The following is a 15,173-nucleotide window of genomic DNA, read 5'->3' as shown; positions in this document are numbered from 1 at the left end:
ACTGATTCGCATTCGCCTAAGGAACTATTAAGAACAGGTGGCAGTGATACTACATAGGTGAGCGGTATCAATGAACATAGTAGCACTCACGAAGGGCGTCCCGGACTTCCGCGAGGGGCAGGTGTCGTTCGACGAGGACGGACACCTCGAACGTGGGAAGACGCCGACGGTGATGAACCCGAACGACAAGCACGCGCTCCGCGCGGCGCTCCAGACGAAGGTACGCCACGGGGGGAACGTGACGCTGATGAGCATGGGACCGCCCGGATACGGCGAGGTACTGCAGGAGGGGATGGAGTCGGTGTACGCCGACGACCTCTACCTGCTGTCGGACCGCGAACTCGCCGCCTCCGACACGTGGGCGACGTCGATCACGCTCGGCACGGCGCTCGAAAAGCTCGGGATGCCCGACCTCGTGTTCGCGGGGTTCAAGACCGCCGACGGGGAGACGGGTCACACCGGGCCGCAGACCTGCTGGTGTCTGGACGTTCCGATCATCACGCACGTGATCGCGCTCGATGTCGATGAGGACGAGCGCCTGGTGCGCGCGAAGCGGCTGGTCGAGGGCGACATCGCGGAGATCGAGACGGTCGAAGCGCCGCTCCCGGCGTTCGTCGTCACCGACCCCGAGTTCGAGCCGTCCTATCGGACGGCGGGCGAGCGGCTCACGCTCAAGGACCTCCGGGCCGAGACGCGGGAGCGCGCGAGGGACTACGAGGAGTACCTCACGACGTGGGACCACGTGGACCTGAACCTCGATCCGGACTACATCGGGCTGGATGGCTCGCCCACGATCGTCTCCTCGGTCGATCCCATCCCGAAGCCCCCGGCCGAGCGGGAGGCGACGATGGTCGACCCCGACGACGAGGCGGGGATGCGGGAGGTACTCGACGTAGCGCGCCCGTTCGCCGCCGGCGCGGGCGGTACCGCGGAAGCCGGGGGTGACTGACCGTGGCGAACCTCGACCCCGGCGAGTACGACATCCAGGAACTCGGGCCGGCGATCAAGGACGTGGAGGACGTGGTCGAACTGAAGGCCATCCTCGACGCGGAGCGGGAGGGGCAGAACCGCCCCGCGGCCGTCGCGCTCATCGAGAGCCGCGTCGAGAAGTACGAGGGGGACGAGGAGGCCGACGCGGGCGACCTCGACCTCGCGGAGATGAGCGCCGCCGACGTGGGCAACGCGCTCCAGTCCATCGACGACGTGGAGACCCTCGAGGGGTTGCTCGAGGAGGAGCAGGACGGACAGGACCGCGACAGCGTGAAGCGACTCGTCCAGCGCCGCATCGACTCGATCGCGGGAAGCGAGGAGGACGAGGAGGCCGAGGAGGCCGTCGAGCAGACGCCCGAGGAGAAGTACCCGGAACTCGACCACCCCACGGCCGACAAGCGGCACGTCCGGGCGCTCGAAGGCGGCGTCTACCGCGACACGTGGGTCTACTGCGAGACGCAGGCGGGCGCGCTCGTCGACGTCTCCCGCGAGATGCTCGGGAAGGCGCGGGAGCTGATGGACGGCTACAACGAGACGTACCTCGCGGACGGGTCCGACGCCGAGTCCGAGCGGGTCGTCGCGGTGCTCATCGGCGACGGCGTGAGCGAGCACGCCGAGGAGTGCGTCGCGCTCGGAGCGGACGTGGTCGTCCACTACGAGGACGAGCGGCTGGCCCGGTTCCAGCACAAGCCGTACGCGGAGATCTTCTGCGACATGGCGCGGGGGGCGGGCCACCCCCACGGGCGCGAGGACCGCCCGGCGGAGGAGTGGCGCGACTACGACGAACCGCGCTACGTCCTGTTCCCGGCGACGAACAACGGGCGCGACCTCTCGGCGCAGGTGCAGGCCGAACTCGACTCCGGGCTGGCGAGCGACTGCTCGGGGCTGTACATCGAGGACACCGTCATCTCGAACCCCGCGAAGACCGGCGTGGCGGGCGAGAAGAAGGAGTTCGAGGCCGTCCTCCACATGAAGCGCCCCGACTTCTCCGGGTTCGAGTACTCGACGATCCTCTGTCTGGACAACCCCAACCGGGAGTTCCACCCGCAGGGTGCCTCGGTGATCCCGGGGAGCTTCGACGTACCGGAGCCGGACCCCGAGCGCGAGGGCGAGATCGTGGCCCACGACCTCCCCCTCGACGAGGACTGGCTCCGCGTCCGGGTGACCGACCACGACCGACTGGAGGAGGGGGTCGACCTCACCGGCCACGAGGTCATCGTCGCCGTGGGGAGAGGGATCGGGGACGACCCGACCCGCGGCATCGAACTCGCGGTCGACCTCGCGGACGCGTTCGAGGACGCGGGGGTCGGCGTCTCGCGCGGTATCGTCACCGGCTCCTACGACTTCGACGGGCACGTCGAGCAGTACACCCGCGAGGAGCGACAGATCGGCGAGACCGGCCAGGTGGTCGCGCCGAAGCTGTACGTCGCGGCGGGCATCTCGGGGGCGGTCCAGCACAAGGTCGGGATGGACGAGTCGGAGACGATCGTCGCGATCAACACCGACCCGGACGCCCGCATCCGGGAGTTCTCGGACTACTTCATCGAGGGCGACCTGTTCGAGGTGCTCCCGCGGCTGACCGAGGCGGTCGAGTCCGGGCGACTGGACGTCGCGGCCGCGGCCGACGGGGGTGGTCGCGATGACTGACGACTACGAGCACTACGAGGCGGTCGTGGTCGGTGCCGGTCCGGGCGGTGCCGCGGCCGCGGCGAAGCTGGCGGACGCGGGCGTCGAGACGCTCGTGCTGGAGCGCGGCGTCGAGGCGGGGTCGAAGAACGTCTCAGGCGGGCTCATCTACGCCGAGCGGTCCGCGCCGTACACCGTCGACGAGATCTTCCCCGACTTCCGGGAGGCGGCCGCGGAGCGCCCCGTCACGGAGTACTACCTCCACAACGTCTCGGGGCGCAAGGTCAAGACCTTCGATCTCACGTCGCTCCACGAGCACGACACGGAGTGGTGCGACGCGGTGCTCCGGCGGCCCATGGACTCGTGGCTGGCCGACCGCGTCCACGAGCGGACCCGCGAGACGGGCGGCGGCCTGCTGACGGACGTGCGGGTCAACGGCCTGCTCCGCGAGGACGGGAAGGTCGTCGGCGTGACCTGCGACGAGATCGAGCCGATCACGGCCGACTTCGTCGTCGCCGCGGACGGCGTGAACAGCGAACTCGCGCGCGACGCCGGCCTGATGGACTGGGAGGACCCCTCGGAGTGGTTCCAGGGCGTGAAGGCCGTCGCGGAGATGCCCGCGGAGGTCATCGCAGAGCGGTTCGACGTGCGCGAGGACGAGGGCGTCGCCCACCTCTTCTCGGGCAGCCTCTTCGACGACGTGCGCGGCGGCGGGTTCCTCTACACGAACGCCGAGTCGCTGTCGATCGGGACGGTGTTCCACCTCGACAGCCTCGTAGAGGAGCGCGCGGAGCCCCACGAACTGCTCGACAACCTGCTCACCCACCCGCTGCTCGCCCGGTGGCTGGGTGACGACTACCGCGAACTGGAGTACTCGGCGAAGCTCGTGCCCGACTCGAAGAAGGTCGCGCACCCGGCACCGCACCGCGATCGGCTCGTGCTGGTCGGCGACGCCGGCGGGCAGATGCAGGCCCAGGGACCGATCATCAAGGGCATGAACCACGCCGTGACCGCGGGCGCGCTGGCCGCGGAGGCGTTCGCCGAGGCCAAGCTCCGCGGTCGGCCGGAGACGGCGGGCGCGCGGTACGAGGAGAAGCTCCACGACACGGGGCTGATGGACAAGCTCAGGCCGCGGCGCTACCGGGCGGCGAGCGCGCTCGGCGAGCGCGACGCGGTGACCGACACGCTGGACACCGTCCTGCGGTCGCCGGTCGGTCGCCTCGGGTTGCGCGCCGCGCGGGGGCGGCTCGAACGCCTGTACAGCTCGCCGTTCATGGCGATGACCGTCCCCGACACGCGGACGCCCTACGTGACGCTGCCGACCGTGATCGCGGAGGAACTCGGCGAGGAGATCACCGACGAGAACGAGGTCGAGCCGCCGAGCCTGGCCGACCGCATCGGCGACCTCACCTACGACACGGACGTGGGTAACCCGCACATCCGCGTTCTCGACAACTCCTGGGCGGCGAGCGGCGCGGCCGTCACGGCGTGTCCGGTCAGCGCGCTCGACTTCGGCGGCGGCTGCTACCGCGAGGAGACGATCGAGACGAACGGGAGCGAGGAGCGGGTCGTCAGCCTCGACACCCAGCCCTGCGTCGAGTGCGGCACCTGCGCCGTCGTCGCCGACACCGAGTGGGAGCATCCGCGCGGCGGGAAGGGCGTCGAGTTCAAGCAGGGATGACCGACTCGTCGTACGCCGATCGGATCGACGTGCTCGCCGCGCACGCGGCGCGCGCACGCGAGGCGTTCGAACCGCCCCCCGACCCGCCGGACGAGCGGCGGGCCGTGGGCTACCTCCGGGAGGGGCTCGGCCCCACCGTCGCGCTGTACGTGGAGGCCCGGACGGGCGACGGGCCGCCGGTCGCGTTCCACCCCGACGAGTTCGCGGCGCTCGAGCGCGCGATGAACGACTGGCTCGACCTGTACGCCGCGTGCTACGGGACGACGCTCGACGCCGACTTCACCGTCCGCGAGGCCGCGACGCTGCTCGTCGAGACCCACGACGTTCGCGACACGGCGCGCGTCCTCACGCGCGTGCCGCCCCGGGGGGAGGGGAACCGCTGAGATCCGCGGGAGTCCCCGGTCCCGGCCCGAGGACCCCTGGAACGCCCCCGTGGTGACCGATCCGATCGGCGGACCGTCCGACCGGTACCCCGGTGACAACCGTTAAGATAATGCGAGTTGATACCATTGGTCATGAGGTTCACTGACGAACTCGAGTTCGGCCACAACGACCGGCGGGACGTCTTCGAGTACATCGAGCACCACGGCGTGGTAGACTACGACGAGGCCCGCGAGGCGCTCAACATGGACCCGACGGCGTTCGGCCACCACGTCACGATCCTGAAGCGCGACGGGCTGATAGAGCGACTCGACGGTTCCCTCCGGGTGAACCTCGACGGCGGCGAGGAGGAGGAGTTCTCCGAGGACGGCGTCGAGTACGTCATCCGACAGGCCCGCGAGACGGACCTCACGGGCCTCGTCGGGGCGATCCGGTCGGTCAGCGAGGAACGGACGTACATCGAGGCCGAGAGCATCGCGGAGATCGTCGACCACGAGCACGTGTTGCTGTGGCACGACAGCATCGAGTCCCGCATCTTCTTCGTCGCCACGGTGAACGACGACGTCGTCGGCTGGGTCCACCTCAACGCGCCGGAGATCGAGAAGCTCAGCCACACGGCGGAACTCACCGTCGGCGTCCTCGACGAGTACCGCGGTCACGGCATCGGGAGCCACCTGCTCGAACGCGGCCTGGAGTGGGCGAAGGAGCACGGCTACGAGAAGGTCTACAACAGCGTCCCCTCGACGAACGAGGCGGCGATCGAGTTCCTCGACTCCCGCGGGTGGGAGACCGAGGCCGTCCGCGCGAAGCACTACAGGATCGAGGGCGAGTACGTAGACGAGGTGATGATGGCCGTCTGGCCGTGATCTCGAACTCTGCTCACCGCCAGCGCTCCTCGGCCCCCGGGAGCGGCTCCGCGACGACGCCGTCGCGCTGGACGAGCGCGCGAGCGTGGGCCGGACAGACGTCCCTGTCCTCGGCCCACGGGACGTAGAGCCGGACCGCCGCCTCGTTCTCGCAGCCGTCCTCGGCGCACGCTGCCATACCGTCGACTACGCCCGCGCCGGTATCAGTCCTTCCGTCCGAGCGACGTGACGCACTCCCCCGCCGAACGGTCACGCCCCGACGACCTGCCGGAACGTGTGACTACAGAGACATTTAGTGGCGGTCCGTCGTACGACGATCCATGACCGAGCGGATACTCGTGCCGATGGACGGATCGCCCCTGTCGGTGCGGGCGCTGGAACTCGCGCTGGCGGAGCGCGGGGACGTCACCGTCCTGCACGTCATCGACCCGACCGAACCGGGGTACAGCTACTACGGCGAGGACGTCGACCTCCGCGAGGAGCCGCGCCACGGCTCCGAGGCGTGGTACGAGCGCGCCGACGCGTACGAGCGCGAGCTGTTCGAGACCGCGCGCGAGGTCGCGGCGGACCACGATAGCGGGATCGAGACGGCGAGCGTCGTCGGTCGGCCGTCGCGCGAGATCGTCGACTACGCCGTTGCCAACGGCGTCGATCACGTCGTCATGGGGAGCCACGGGCGCGACCTCGACACGCACGTCGCGCTCGGGAGCGTGACCGAGGCCGTCGCGTTCCGCGCGCCGGTGCGCGTCACGCTGGTCCGGTGACCGACCGCCGCGACGACGGGACGACGGACTACTACTTCGTGAGCGACCTCCACATCGGCGGCGACGAGCAGCTCCAGCAGTGCGACTTCGAGGAGGAGTTCACCGAGTTCCTGCGCGGACTGGAGGGACGCGACGACGCCGAGCTGATCGTTCTGGGTGACCTGTTCGGGCTCTGGGAGTTCACGGAGGTCGAGGGGCTCGCGAAGTTCGACCGCCTCGTCGAGAACCACCCGTGGCTGTTCGAGCAGTTGCGCGAGACCGGCGAGGACGTCCGGATCACGGTCATCCCCGGGAACCACGACTACGAACTGGCGTGTTACCCCGAGTACGTGGAGCGCCTGCGCGAGTACAACGTCGAACTCGAACAGGAGGTACACGTCACGCGCGAGGTCGCGGGCCGGACGATCTGGATCGAGCACGGCATGCAGCACGACCCGAACAACCGGATGCCGGACTTCGGTAACCCCCACGCGAACCCCGTCGGCTACTTCGTGGTGCGGAGGATCGTCGCGCAGGCGGGCCGGCTCTCGGGGCGGAGCCGGTACAACTGGCCCCGGGACATCCAGTCGGTCGCCCCGATGGAGGAGATCCCGCGGTGGGTCCTCTCGAACTACTTCTACCGGGAGATGAGCCCGTACCTCCGGTTCGTCGTCGCGCCGCTGCTCCTCCTGTTCAACCTGACCGCCCTCTACCTGGTCGGCGCGGTCCTGGAGGCGGTCGGCGTGCTCCCGACGCGGATCTTCGAGCCGTCGCTTCTGGCCCGCGACCTCGGCGTCGCGGGCGTCTTCCTCGAACTCCTCGTCGCGGTCAACGCCGTCCTCCTCGTCGTCCTCGCGGTCGTCTCGGTCCCGCTGCTGCTGTTCGACCGCGACGTGCGGAAGACCGTCCGCCGGTTCGGCCTGCTGACGACCGGCCTCCAGGTCGGGCAGGGCGACGAACCGTTCCTGGCGGCCGCGCGCCGGGTCTTCGCCGAGCACCCCGACGCGGCGGCGTTCGTCTACGGCCACACCCACCGCGCGTCGCTGCTCCGCTGGGACGACCGGGTGGTCGTCAACACCGGCACGTGGCTGAAGCGACTGATCCGCGTCCCGGCGCGGCTCGGCCGGCTCCCGTCGGTCTACCGCCCGTCGTTCCGGCTCAACTACTTCCGCATCGCGGAGGCCGACGGCGACGTCGTCGTCGAGTACGAGCGCATCGAGAAGGAGCCGACCGAGCGCCTGTCGTGGCTCCAGCGGCTCGTCGCGAAGCGAGCGCCGGCGGAGGAGCCGATCCCCGAGCGGACGGTGCTCCCGGGGCGGCCCGTCGCCTCAGAACAGCGCCACGGCGACCATCGCGGCGAGTATCGAGAGGGCTAACAGCGCCTGGACGACCGCCGACGCCAGCACGCCGACGGTCGCGTAGAGCGCCGTCTTCGCGCCCTCGCGGGGGTTCCGGTGGCGGCCGTACTCCAGCAGGAAGACGGTCCCGGCGCATCCGACGAGCAGCCCCAGCGGCCCCGAGACGAGCAGGAGGAGGACGCCCGCGGTCGCCGCGAGGGCGGTCGTCCACCACGACGCGCCGCCGGATCGCGCGGCGATGGCCCCGCCGAAGTAGTCCACGGCGACCGCGAAGACGCCGACGAGCGTGAGCGCCGCGAGCACCGCCGGACCGGGGTCGGCGTAGCCCGTCCCCCACCAGTAGAGGTACACCCCCGCGAGCGAGAGGAGCGCGCCGGGGAGGAGGGGGACGACCGTCCCGACGACCCCGAGGACGAGCAGCGCGAACGCGGCGAGCAGGACCGCCTCGCTCACTCGTATCGCCCCCGCTCCTCGGCGACGGCGCTCCCGCCGTAGCGCTCGCAGAGCGCGCGGAACGCCCGGCCCGCCGCCCGTCGCGCGCCGCTCGGCGTCTGGAACCCCAGTTCCTCGGCCACGGTCCGCCAACCGCGCGCCTGGAGGACGCGCCGGACGAGCAGGCGCTCCGCGTCGGCGTCGAGCGGCGGATCGGGGTCGGGGTCGGTGAGCGCGCGCACGACGAGGCGGCGGAACGGCTCGGGGTGCACGTCGAACTGCCCCGGCCCGTAGGCGGCCGCCGCGACGAGGTGCCACTCGCGGTCGCCGAGGTCGAGCGCCGCCCGACCGCCGGTCGCGGCGAGCGCGGCGCGGACCACGTCCGGGTCGAGATCCGCGAGCGAATCCGAGAGGACGCCCGCGATCCGCTCGCGGAACCAGCGCGCGTGGCGGTCGGGGAGGGCGTCGGCCGCGTCCGCCGCGTCCGCCGCGTCCACCGCGCCACCCGCGTCACTTGCGTCTTCTGCGTCTTCTGCGTCTTCTGCGTCCGCCGCGCCGTTCGTGCCCCCCGCGCCCTCCGCGCCAGCGGGCCGGAGCATGGCCGCAGAGCGCTCGCCGCTCGTCTCGTTGCGCGTCGTCGAGAGGTGGACGACGCGGTAGCCGTTCGCCCGCCAGAACGACAGCAGTCGCGGCGTCGCGCCGTAGCTGACGCCGAACCAGTCGAGGCGGTCGCCGAACTCCGCGTGGACGCGACCCAGCAGGTGGGAGCCGAGACCCCGCGACCGGACGGCGGGGTGGACGGCGATCCGGACCACCCGTCGGCCGACCGGCGCGCCCGCCGCCGGGTCGCGCAGTTGGCCCATCAGGAGGTCCGGGAGCATGTTTCCCCGGACGCGCCCGATCCGGTAGGCCCGCTCGCGCACCGCGGGCGGGAGTCCACCCTCGCGGGCGAGCAGGGCGACCGCCACGACGTGACCGTCGTGCGCGAGGACGCGCGCCGTCAGGTTCGGCGCGTCGAGCAGGCGCGCGAGGTCGTTCGGCTCCGTCCGGTAGTGCGCGAGCACGAGCAGGCCGAACAGTTCCCGGAGGCGGTGCTCGTCGGCGAGCAGGTCCCCGGGCGTCGGGCGCTCGTAGGCGACCGTTTCGGGCGTCGCCCCCTCGACGAGCGGTTCGACCGGCGGGTTGGCGTCGAGCAGGAGCGCGCGGAACAGCCACGGCTCGATGGGGTCGCTCGCGGCGTAGCGGATCGGCGCGCGCATCACGCAGTCGGTCACGTCGCGGTCGCTCGCGTCGAGGCGCTCGCGGAAGCGCACGGAGAACCCCCGCCCCGCGCCCTCGTAGCCGTGGACCGTCGTGGCGAACCCGACCGGCGGGCCGTCGAGGAACGACGAGAGCAGGGCGACCGACAGGCCCGCCGCCTCGTCGACGAACACCGCGTCCGGGTCGCCCGGCAGGTTCGCCGCGCGGGCGGGGCGCTCGAAGCGGACGCGCCCGCCGCCCGTCGCCGCGAGGTCGCCGTCATCCGCCGACGCGAGGACACCGAGCGCGTCGAGCAGTTCCCGGGCGCGGGCGAAGAGTTCGACGGCACCCCCCCGCGTCGGCGCGGTGACGAGCACGTCGCGCCCGACCGCGGCGAGCGATCCGGCGGCCAGCCCCGCCGCGCTCGACTTGCCCCGCCCCCGATCTGCTTCGAGGACGACCGCCGCGTCGGGGTCGCGGAGCGTCTCGAACGCCCGGACGGCCGCGACCTGGTCGTCCGTCAGGCAGGCGCGGTAGGCGGCGTCGGGGAAGCCGTGGCGCGGCGGCGGGTCGGGCGTTCCCCGCTCGCGCGCCGGGTACGGCTCGGTCAGGCCGTCGCGCTCGACGGCTCCCGTCTCCGGGTCCGCGATCGCGATGCCGGGGTGCTGGCGCAGGAGGCGGACGAGCCGGCGGCGGAAGTTCCCCGCCACGTCGTCGAGGGCGTCCGGCGGGACGGCGAGCGACTCGTCGAAGCGGTCGCGCCGGTCGGGCCACGCGTCGAGCGGCGGCGCGAGCAGGACGAGCAGCCCGCCGCCGTCGACCGCGCCCGCCGCGCGGCCGAGCGCGTTGGGGCGACACTCATCGTGGGCGTCCACGACGACGCACTCGCGGGTCGTCCCGAGCAGTTCGTCGGCCCGCCGCGGTTCGTGGCGCGTCAGCCCCCGAACGTCGCGGTGACCGATCAGGACCGCGTCCTCGATCGCGCCGGCGTCGAGGACGCCGGGGAGGGCGTCGAGGCAGGCGTCGTGCTCGCCCGCGAGCGCGAGCAGGCGGCGCTCGTTCGCCCGCCGCGCCTCGGCCCGGAGCGAGCGCACGAGGGAGGTGAGCATGGAGGACCGTCCGTGGCGGGCGATAATCCGTCCTGCGGTCGCCCGGAGACCGAGTCCGTCGCTCTCCGTCGACGCCGCTCCCCGACGCGAACGGCGGCGGTATCCCCCGCCGTCGACAACGTGACGGTCCCCCCGTCCCTCTCGCGGGACATGTCGGAGACGAATCGGCAGTGGCTGTTGGCGGAGCGCCCCGACGGGCGACCGACGGAGGACTGTTTCGAGCTGGTCGAGCGCGAGGTTCCGGAGCCCGGTCCGCGGGAGGTGCTGGTCCGAACGCGGTACATGTCGGTCGATCCGTACATGCGCGGTCGGATGCGCGACGCGGAGTCCTACGCCGAGCCGTGGGACGTCGGCGAGGCGATGCACGCGGGCGTCGTCGGCGAGGTCGTCGAGTCGAACAGCCCGCACTGGGAGGAGGGGGACGTGGTGAACGGGAACCTCAGGTGGGCGGACTACGCCGTGGCGGACGAGGACGCGCTCGTTCCCGTCGATCCCGACCGTGCGCCGATCTCGACCGCGCTCGGCGTGCTCGGGATGCCGGGGCGGACGGCCTACTTCGGCCTCCTCGACGTGGGGGAGCCGAAGCCGGGCGACACGGTCGTCGTCTCGGGGGCCGCCGGTGCCGTCGGCTCCGTCGTCGGCCAGATCGCGAGGCACGCCGGCTGTCGCGTCGTCGGGATCGCCGGTGCCGAGGAGAAGGTTCGCTGGCTGACCGACGAACTGGGGTTCGACGAGGCGATCGACTACCGCGAGACGGAGGACGTGCGCGGCGCGCTGGCCGAGGCGTGCCCGGACGGCATCGACGTCTACTACGACAACGTCGGCGGGCCGATCACGGACGCCGCGTTCGCCAACCTCGCGGTCAGGGCGCGGGTCGTCGTCTGCGGACAGATCTCCCTCTACAACGCCGAGGAGCGACCGACGGGACCGCGGAAGCTCGGGGAACTCATCACCAAGCGCGCCCGCGTCGAAGGCGTACTGGTGCGGGACTACGTCGAGCGATACGAGGAGGCGAACGAGCGCCTCGCGCGCTGGGTGGCCGACGACGTCGTGCGGTACCGCGAGACGGTCACCGACGGTCTAGAGAACGCGCCCGACGCCTTCCTGGGTTTGTTCGACGGCGTGAATATCGGCAAGCAAGTGGTTCGGGTGACGGCTCCCGAAAACTGAGGCGAGAGCGCTTGTGCCACTGTCCCACGGGTCGAACGCGTTCGGAAGCGCTTAAATGTGGGGCGGCAGTATTCCGGTGTACAGCCCGCGTGGGGTTGATGATGCTCCCAGTCAGGGACCCAGGCCGACGCGCGTCGGTATGTGCGAGGGCGATCGGACGACGCTACGCCGTCCGCCTCGCACGAGGCGAGGGAGCGCGAGCCCACGCGCGGGACGTGATCCATCATGCCAGTATACGTTGATTTCGACGTTCCCGCGGACCTCGAAGACGACGCCGTCGAGGCGCTCGAGGTCGCCCGGGACACCGGTTCGGTAAAGAAAGGTACCAACGAGACGACCAAGGCCGTCGAGCGAGGCAACGCGGCGCTCGTCTACATCGCCGAGGACGTCCAGCCCGAGGAGGTCGTCATGCACCTCCCCGAGCTGTGCGACGAGAAGGAGATCCCGTTCCTGTTCGTCGAGACGCAGGACGAGATCGGCCACGCCGCCGGGCTGGAGGTCGGCAGCGCGGCCGCGGCCATCGTCGACGCCGGCGAGGCCAGCGGCGACGTGGACGACATCGCCGGCAAGCTCTCGGAGCTCAGGTAGATGAGCGCAGAGGGTAACGACGGTGCGACCGCCGCCGAGGTCATCGAGATCGTCGGCAAGACCGGCATGCACGGCGAGGCCATGCAGGTCAAGTGTCGCATCCGATCCGGCGAGAACCAGGGCCGCATCATCGCGCGAAACGTGCTCGGGCCGGTCCGCGTGGGCGACGTCCTCCAGCTGCGCGAGACCGCCCGCGAGGCCGACTCCATCGGAGGTCAGTGATGCCCCGGACGCGTACCTGCGATTTCAGCGGCGAGGAGATCGAGCCCGGAACGGGCATCATGTACGTCCGTAACGACGGGACCGTGCTGCACTTCAAGGACTCGAAGGCCGAGAAGAACTACTTCATGGGTCGCGAGGCCCGCGACCTGGAGTGGACCGCCGCGGGACAGCGCGAACACGCCGCCCGCCAGCAGCAGACCGTCGGCTCCCAGGACGAGGTCGAGGAGGTCGACGAGGACGAGGTCGCCCCCGAACCCGAGGCGGAGACGACAGATCGGATGTCACGGGACACCGCCGAGGAGGTCGACCGGGCGCCCGACCTCGAAGTGGCCGAGGACGCAGAGGACGCCGTCAGCGAGGAGGAGGCCGAGACGGCCGACGAGATGGCGGACGCCGACGTCGAGACGGCGGACGTCGAGACCGAGTCGCCCGCAGAGGCGCGGGAGGACGTCGAGGAATGACGGAGACCGAACGCACCTTCGTGATGGTCAAGCCCGACGGCGTCCAGCGCGGGCTGATCGGCGAGATCGTCTCCCGATTCGAGGACCGCGGGCTGAAGCTCGTCGGCGCGAAGTTCGTGCGGATCGACCGCGACCTCGCCGAGCGCCACTACGGCGAGCACGAGGACAAGCCCTTTTTCGACGACCTCGTCTCCTTCATCACCTCCGGGCCCGTCATGGCGATGGTCTGGGAGGGCAAGGACGCGGTCGCGCAGGTCCGGACGATGATGGGCGAGACCGACCCCGCCGAGTCCGCACCGGGCACCGTCCGCGGCGACTTCGGACTCGACCTCGGTCGGAACGTCATCCACGGTTCGGACACCGAAGAGGGGTCCAACGAGCGCGAGATCGACCTCTTCTTCGACGAGGACGAACTCGTCGACTACGAGCGAAGCGACGAGACCTGGCTGTACGAGTAGCGTAAGAGGAATTCGTCTCCGTCCTATCGCCGGTCGCAAGTGACTGCGTCCTGGCGGACTGAAAGGGCGAGCGCTCTAAACGAACCTCGGCGGTGTAAGCGCCCGAGCCAAACGGAGTGAGGCGAGGCGCGCAGCGAGCCGCCGGAGTTTAGAGCGCGAGGGCTTTCCGTTCCCCATTCTCTCAACACCGAAGGCGAGGACACCTCGAAAGCCCTCACGGGCTACGCACCCGGGGTTCGCTGCAATGGGGAAACCTTTGCCACGACCGACGGTACCCGACACCTCCTCCGAATCGGGAGGCAGTGGGTCGACGGCCGGACCTCCGCCGTGGGACGAGAGCAGCGCGCGGTTTCGGGCGATCCGCTGTGCGACGTAGCGCCCCACGTACCGGCAATCCGTGCCGAAAGCACACCCCTCACCCCCTCGTGCGCCAAACCTCGACCGACCATGAGCGATGCTGACAACCCTGCAACCGACGCCCACGAGCACCACCATCACCACCACGAGGGACCGGGCTACGTCACCCCGCAGGCGGCCATCGAGGAGTCCGAGCCGGAGGAGGTCGCCTACGTCATCGGGCTCTACGTCGGCACGGACGTGGACGCGCCGGACTTCCTCGGCGTCGTGGACGTGGATCCTGACTCCTCTACCTACGGCGAGGTGATCGACCGCGTCGAGATGCCCAACAGGGGCGACGAACTCCACCACTTCGGCTGGAACGCCTGTTCCTCCTCGTGCCACGTCGAGGGGCTCGAACGCCAGCACCTGATCGTCCCGGGCCAGCGCTCCTCGCGCCTCCACGTCGTCGACACGAAGGACCGGCGGAACCCCGAACTCGTGAAGGTGATCGAGCCCGAGGAGGTGTTCGAGCACGACCTGAGCGCGCCCCACACCGTCCACTGCATCCCCGACGGGAAGATCCTCATCAGCATGCTCGGCGACAGGGACGGCGAGTTGCCGGGCGGCTTCCTCGAACTCAACGACGACTTCGAGGTCGAGGGGCGCTGGGACGCCCCGGGCGAGATCGAGATGAACTACGACTACTGGTACCAGCCCCGGCACAACGTCATGATCTCCACGGAGTGGGCCGCGCCGAAGACCTACTACCCCGGGTTCGACCTGGAGGACGTGGAGGCGGGCAAGTACGGCCGGAAGCTCCACGTCTGGGACTGGGAGAACCGGACGGTCGAGCAGACCATCGACCTCGGCGAGGAGGGGATGATCCCGCTCGAGGTGCGATTCCTCCACTCGCCGGTCTCGACCCACGGGTTCGTCGGCGCGGCGCTCTCCTCGAACGTGTTTCACTTTCACCGCGAGGACGGCGGTGAGTGGCGCGCCGACAAGGTCATCGACGTCGAACCCCGCGAGCACGACGGCTGGGACATGCCCGTCCCCGGCCTCGTGACCGACCTGCTGGTGTCGATGGACGATCGCTACCTGTTCTTCTCGAACTGGCTCCACGGCGACGTCCGCATGTACGACGTCTCGGACCCGGCGAACCCGCGGCTCGCCGATCGGATCTGGGCCGGCGGGCACTTCGGCCCGCGCCACCCCATCGAGGGCGAGCGCGCCGTCCACGGCGGCCCGCAGATGCTCCAGCTGAGCCTCGACGGCGAGCGCCTCTACTGGACCACGTCGCTCTACTCCACGTGGGACGAGCAGTTCTACCCCGAGGAGGGCGAGGAGGGGTCGGTGATGCTGAAGGCGGACGTGAACCCGCGAAAGGGGACGATGGAACTCGACCGGGACTTCCTGGTGGACTTCGGCGACATGCCGGCCGGCCCCGCCCGCGCCCACGAGATCCGCTGGCCCGACGGCGACTGCACGAGCGACGTCTGGCTGTGACGAG

The 15,173-nt window shown here is 70.7% G+C and carries 16 protein-coding genes; 13 read left to right on the top strand and 3 right to left on the bottom strand.

Annotation, left to right across the window (positions count from 1 at the left end):
* Positions 1 to 70: 70 nt before the first annotated feature.
* The 5 genes from NKI68_RS16625 (at position 71) to NKI68_RS16605 (ending at position 5,544) form a co-directional block, all read left to right on the top strand.
* Positions 71 to 949 carry an electron transfer flavoprotein subunit beta/FixA family protein gene (locus NKI68_RS16625; RefSeq protein WP_254544242.1) on the top strand — a complete coding sequence of 293 codons (879 nt, stop codon included), beginning with the start codon at positions 71 to 73 and terminating at the stop codon, positions 947 to 949.
* A gap of 2 nt (positions 950 to 951) precedes the next feature.
* The gene (locus NKI68_RS16620) at positions 952 to 2,637 is read left to right on the top strand and encodes an electron transfer flavoprotein subunit alpha/FixB family protein (protein ID WP_254544241.1); all 1,686 of its coding nucleotides are present in this window, start codon (positions 952 to 954) and stop codon (positions 2,635 to 2,637) included.
* A complete protein-coding gene (locus NKI68_RS16615; protein WP_254544240.1) occupies positions 2,630 to 4,297 on the top strand; it encodes an FAD-dependent monooxygenase in 1,668 nt (555 codons plus the stop codon). Before NKI68_RS16620 ends, NKI68_RS16615 begins: the two co-directional genes overlap by 8 nt.
* Positions 4,294 to 4,680 carry a DUF8055 family protein gene (locus NKI68_RS16610; RefSeq protein WP_254544239.1) on the top strand — a complete coding sequence of 129 codons (387 nt, stop codon included), beginning with the start codon at positions 4,294 to 4,296 and terminating at the stop codon, positions 4,678 to 4,680. The genes NKI68_RS16615 and NKI68_RS16610 overlap by 4 nt, the downstream gene beginning before the upstream one ends.
* 132 nt (positions 4,681 to 4,812) lie before the next feature.
* Complete coding sequence (locus NKI68_RS16605; RefSeq protein WP_254544238.1) at positions 4,813 to 5,544, top strand: GNAT family N-acetyltransferase; 732 nt, start codon at positions 4,813 to 4,815, stop codon at positions 5,542 to 5,544.
* Positions 5,545 to 5,557: 13 nt separating this feature from the next.
* On the opposite strand, the gene NKI68_RS16600 is transcribed toward NKI68_RS16605, so the two are convergent.
* Complete coding sequence (locus tag NKI68_RS16600) at positions 5,558 to 5,722, bottom strand: DUF8014 family protein (RefSeq protein WP_254544237.1); 165 nt, start codon at positions 5,720 to 5,722, stop codon at positions 5,558 to 5,560.
* Between the two features lie 142 nt (positions 5,723 to 5,864).
* On the opposite strand from NKI68_RS16600, the gene NKI68_RS16595 reads away from it, so the two are divergent.
* The gene (locus NKI68_RS16595) at positions 5,865 to 6,308 is read left to right on the top strand and encodes a universal stress protein (protein WP_254544236.1); all 444 of its coding nucleotides are present in this window, start codon (positions 5,865 to 5,867) and stop codon (positions 6,306 to 6,308) included.
* Positions 6,305 to 7,663, top strand: a complete 1,359-nt coding sequence (locus NKI68_RS16590; RefSeq protein ID WP_254544235.1) for a metallophosphoesterase — start codon at positions 6,305 to 6,307, stop codon at positions 7,661 to 7,663. The genes NKI68_RS16595 and NKI68_RS16590 overlap by 4 nt, the downstream gene beginning before the upstream one ends.
* Here NKI68_RS16590 and NKI68_RS16585 read toward each other — a convergent pair.
* Positions 7,616 to 8,098 (bottom strand): DUF456 domain-containing protein, encoded by a 483-nt coding sequence (locus NKI68_RS16585; RefSeq protein WP_254544234.1) that lies wholly within the window; start codon positions 8,096 to 8,098, stop codon positions 7,616 to 7,618. The two genes, NKI68_RS16590 and NKI68_RS16585, sit on opposite strands and share 48 nt — an antisense overlap.
* A complete protein-coding gene (tmcA, locus tag NKI68_RS16580; protein WP_254544233.1) occupies positions 8,095 to 10,425 on the bottom strand; it encodes a tRNA(Met) cytidine acetyltransferase TmcA in 2,331 nt (776 codons plus the stop codon). Before tmcA ends, NKI68_RS16585 begins: the two co-directional genes overlap by 4 nt.
* 150 nt (positions 10,426 to 10,575) lie before the next feature.
* Here tmcA and NKI68_RS16575 point away from each other — a divergent pair, with 150 nt between their 5' ends.
* The 6 genes from NKI68_RS16575 to NKI68_RS16550 all read left to right on the top strand — a co-directional run bounded on the left by NKI68_RS16575 (position 10,576) and on the right by NKI68_RS16550 (position 15,169).
* A complete protein-coding gene (locus NKI68_RS16575) occupies positions 10,576 to 11,595 on the top strand; it encodes an NADP-dependent oxidoreductase (protein ID WP_254544232.1) in 1,020 nt (339 codons plus the stop codon).
* 225 nt (positions 11,596 to 11,820) lie between these two features.
* Positions 11,821 to 12,183, top strand: coding sequence for a 50S ribosomal protein L7Ae (gene rpl7ae, locus NKI68_RS16570; RefSeq protein ID WP_254544231.1), 363 nt, complete (start codon positions 11,821 to 11,823; stop codon positions 12,181 to 12,183).
* Positions 12,184 to 12,405 (top strand): 30S ribosomal protein S28e, encoded by a 222-nt coding sequence (locus NKI68_RS16565; RefSeq protein WP_254544230.1) that lies wholly within the window; start codon positions 12,184 to 12,186, stop codon positions 12,403 to 12,405.
* Positions 12,405 to 12,866, top strand: coding sequence for a 50S ribosomal protein L24e (locus NKI68_RS16560; RefSeq protein WP_254544229.1), 462 nt, complete (start codon positions 12,405 to 12,407; stop codon positions 12,864 to 12,866). The genes NKI68_RS16565 and NKI68_RS16560 overlap by 1 nt, the downstream gene beginning before the upstream one ends.
* On the top strand, positions 12,863 to 13,324 hold the full coding sequence (ndk, locus tag NKI68_RS16555; protein WP_254544228.1) for a nucleoside-diphosphate kinase: 462 nt from the start codon (positions 12,863 to 12,865) through the stop codon (positions 13,322 to 13,324). Before NKI68_RS16560 ends, ndk begins: the two co-directional genes overlap by 4 nt.
* Positions 13,325 to 13,771: 447 nt before the next feature.
* Positions 13,772 to 15,169 carry a selenium-binding family protein gene (locus NKI68_RS16550; protein WP_254544227.1) on the top strand — a complete coding sequence of 466 codons (1,398 nt, stop codon included), beginning with the start codon at positions 13,772 to 13,774 and terminating at the stop codon, positions 15,167 to 15,169.
* Positions 15,170 to 15,173 lie beyond the last annotated feature (4 nt).

Source organism: Halomarina pelagica (assembly GCF_024228315.1).
GTDB classification, from domain to species: Archaea; Halobacteriota; Halobacteria; order Halobacteriales; family Haloarculaceae; genus Halomarina; species Halomarina pelagica.
Note: the sequence above shows the minus strand (reverse complement) of the source record. Positions and strands in the feature narration are given on the sequence as shown.

What these genes read in the sequence shown, in the direction of transcription:
- NKI68_RS16625 (WP_254544242.1), top strand. Translation starts at nt 71, where the DNA reads ATGAACATAGTAGCACTCACGAAGGGCGTCCCGGACTTCCGCGAGGGG.
- NKI68_RS16615 (WP_254544240.1), top strand. Translation starts at nt 2,630, where the DNA reads ATGACTGACGACTACGAGCACTACGAGGCGGTCGTGGTCGGTGCCGGT.
- NKI68_RS16610 (WP_254544239.1), top strand. Translation starts at nt 4,294, where the DNA reads ATGACCGACTCGTCGTACGCCGATCGGATCGACGTGCTCGCCGCGCAC.
- NKI68_RS16605 (WP_254544238.1), top strand. Translation starts at nt 4,813, where the DNA reads ATGAGGTTCACTGACGAACTCGAGTTCGGCCACAACGACCGGCGGGAC.
- NKI68_RS16600 (WP_254544237.1), bottom strand. Translation starts at nt 5,722, where the DNA reads ATGGCAGCGTGCGCCGAGGACGGCTGCGAGAACGAGGCGGCGGTCCGG.
- NKI68_RS16595 (WP_254544236.1), top strand. Translation starts at nt 5,865, where the DNA reads ATGACCGAGCGGATACTCGTGCCGATGGACGGATCGCCCCTGTCGGTG.
- tmcA (WP_254544233.1), bottom strand. Translation starts at nt 10,425, where the DNA reads ATGCTCACCTCCCTCGTGCGCTCGCTCCGGGCCGAGGCGCGGCGGGCG.
- NKI68_RS16575 (WP_254544232.1), top strand. Translation starts at nt 10,576, where the DNA reads ATGTCGGAGACGAATCGGCAGTGGCTGTTGGCGGAGCGCCCCGACGGG.
- rpl7ae (WP_254544231.1), top strand. Translation starts at nt 11,821, where the DNA reads ATGCCAGTATACGTTGATTTCGACGTTCCCGCGGACCTCGAAGACGAC.
- NKI68_RS16565 (WP_254544230.1), top strand. Translation starts at nt 12,184, where the DNA reads ATGAGCGCAGAGGGTAACGACGGTGCGACCGCCGCCGAGGTCATCGAG.
- NKI68_RS16560 (WP_254544229.1), top strand. Translation starts at nt 12,405, where the DNA reads ATGCCCCGGACGCGTACCTGCGATTTCAGCGGCGAGGAGATCGAGCCC.
- ndk (WP_254544228.1), top strand. Translation starts at nt 12,863, where the DNA reads ATGACGGAGACCGAACGCACCTTCGTGATGGTCAAGCCCGACGGCGTC.
- NKI68_RS16550 (WP_254544227.1), top strand. Translation starts at nt 13,772, where the DNA reads ATGAGCGATGCTGACAACCCTGCAACCGACGCCCACGAGCACCACCAT.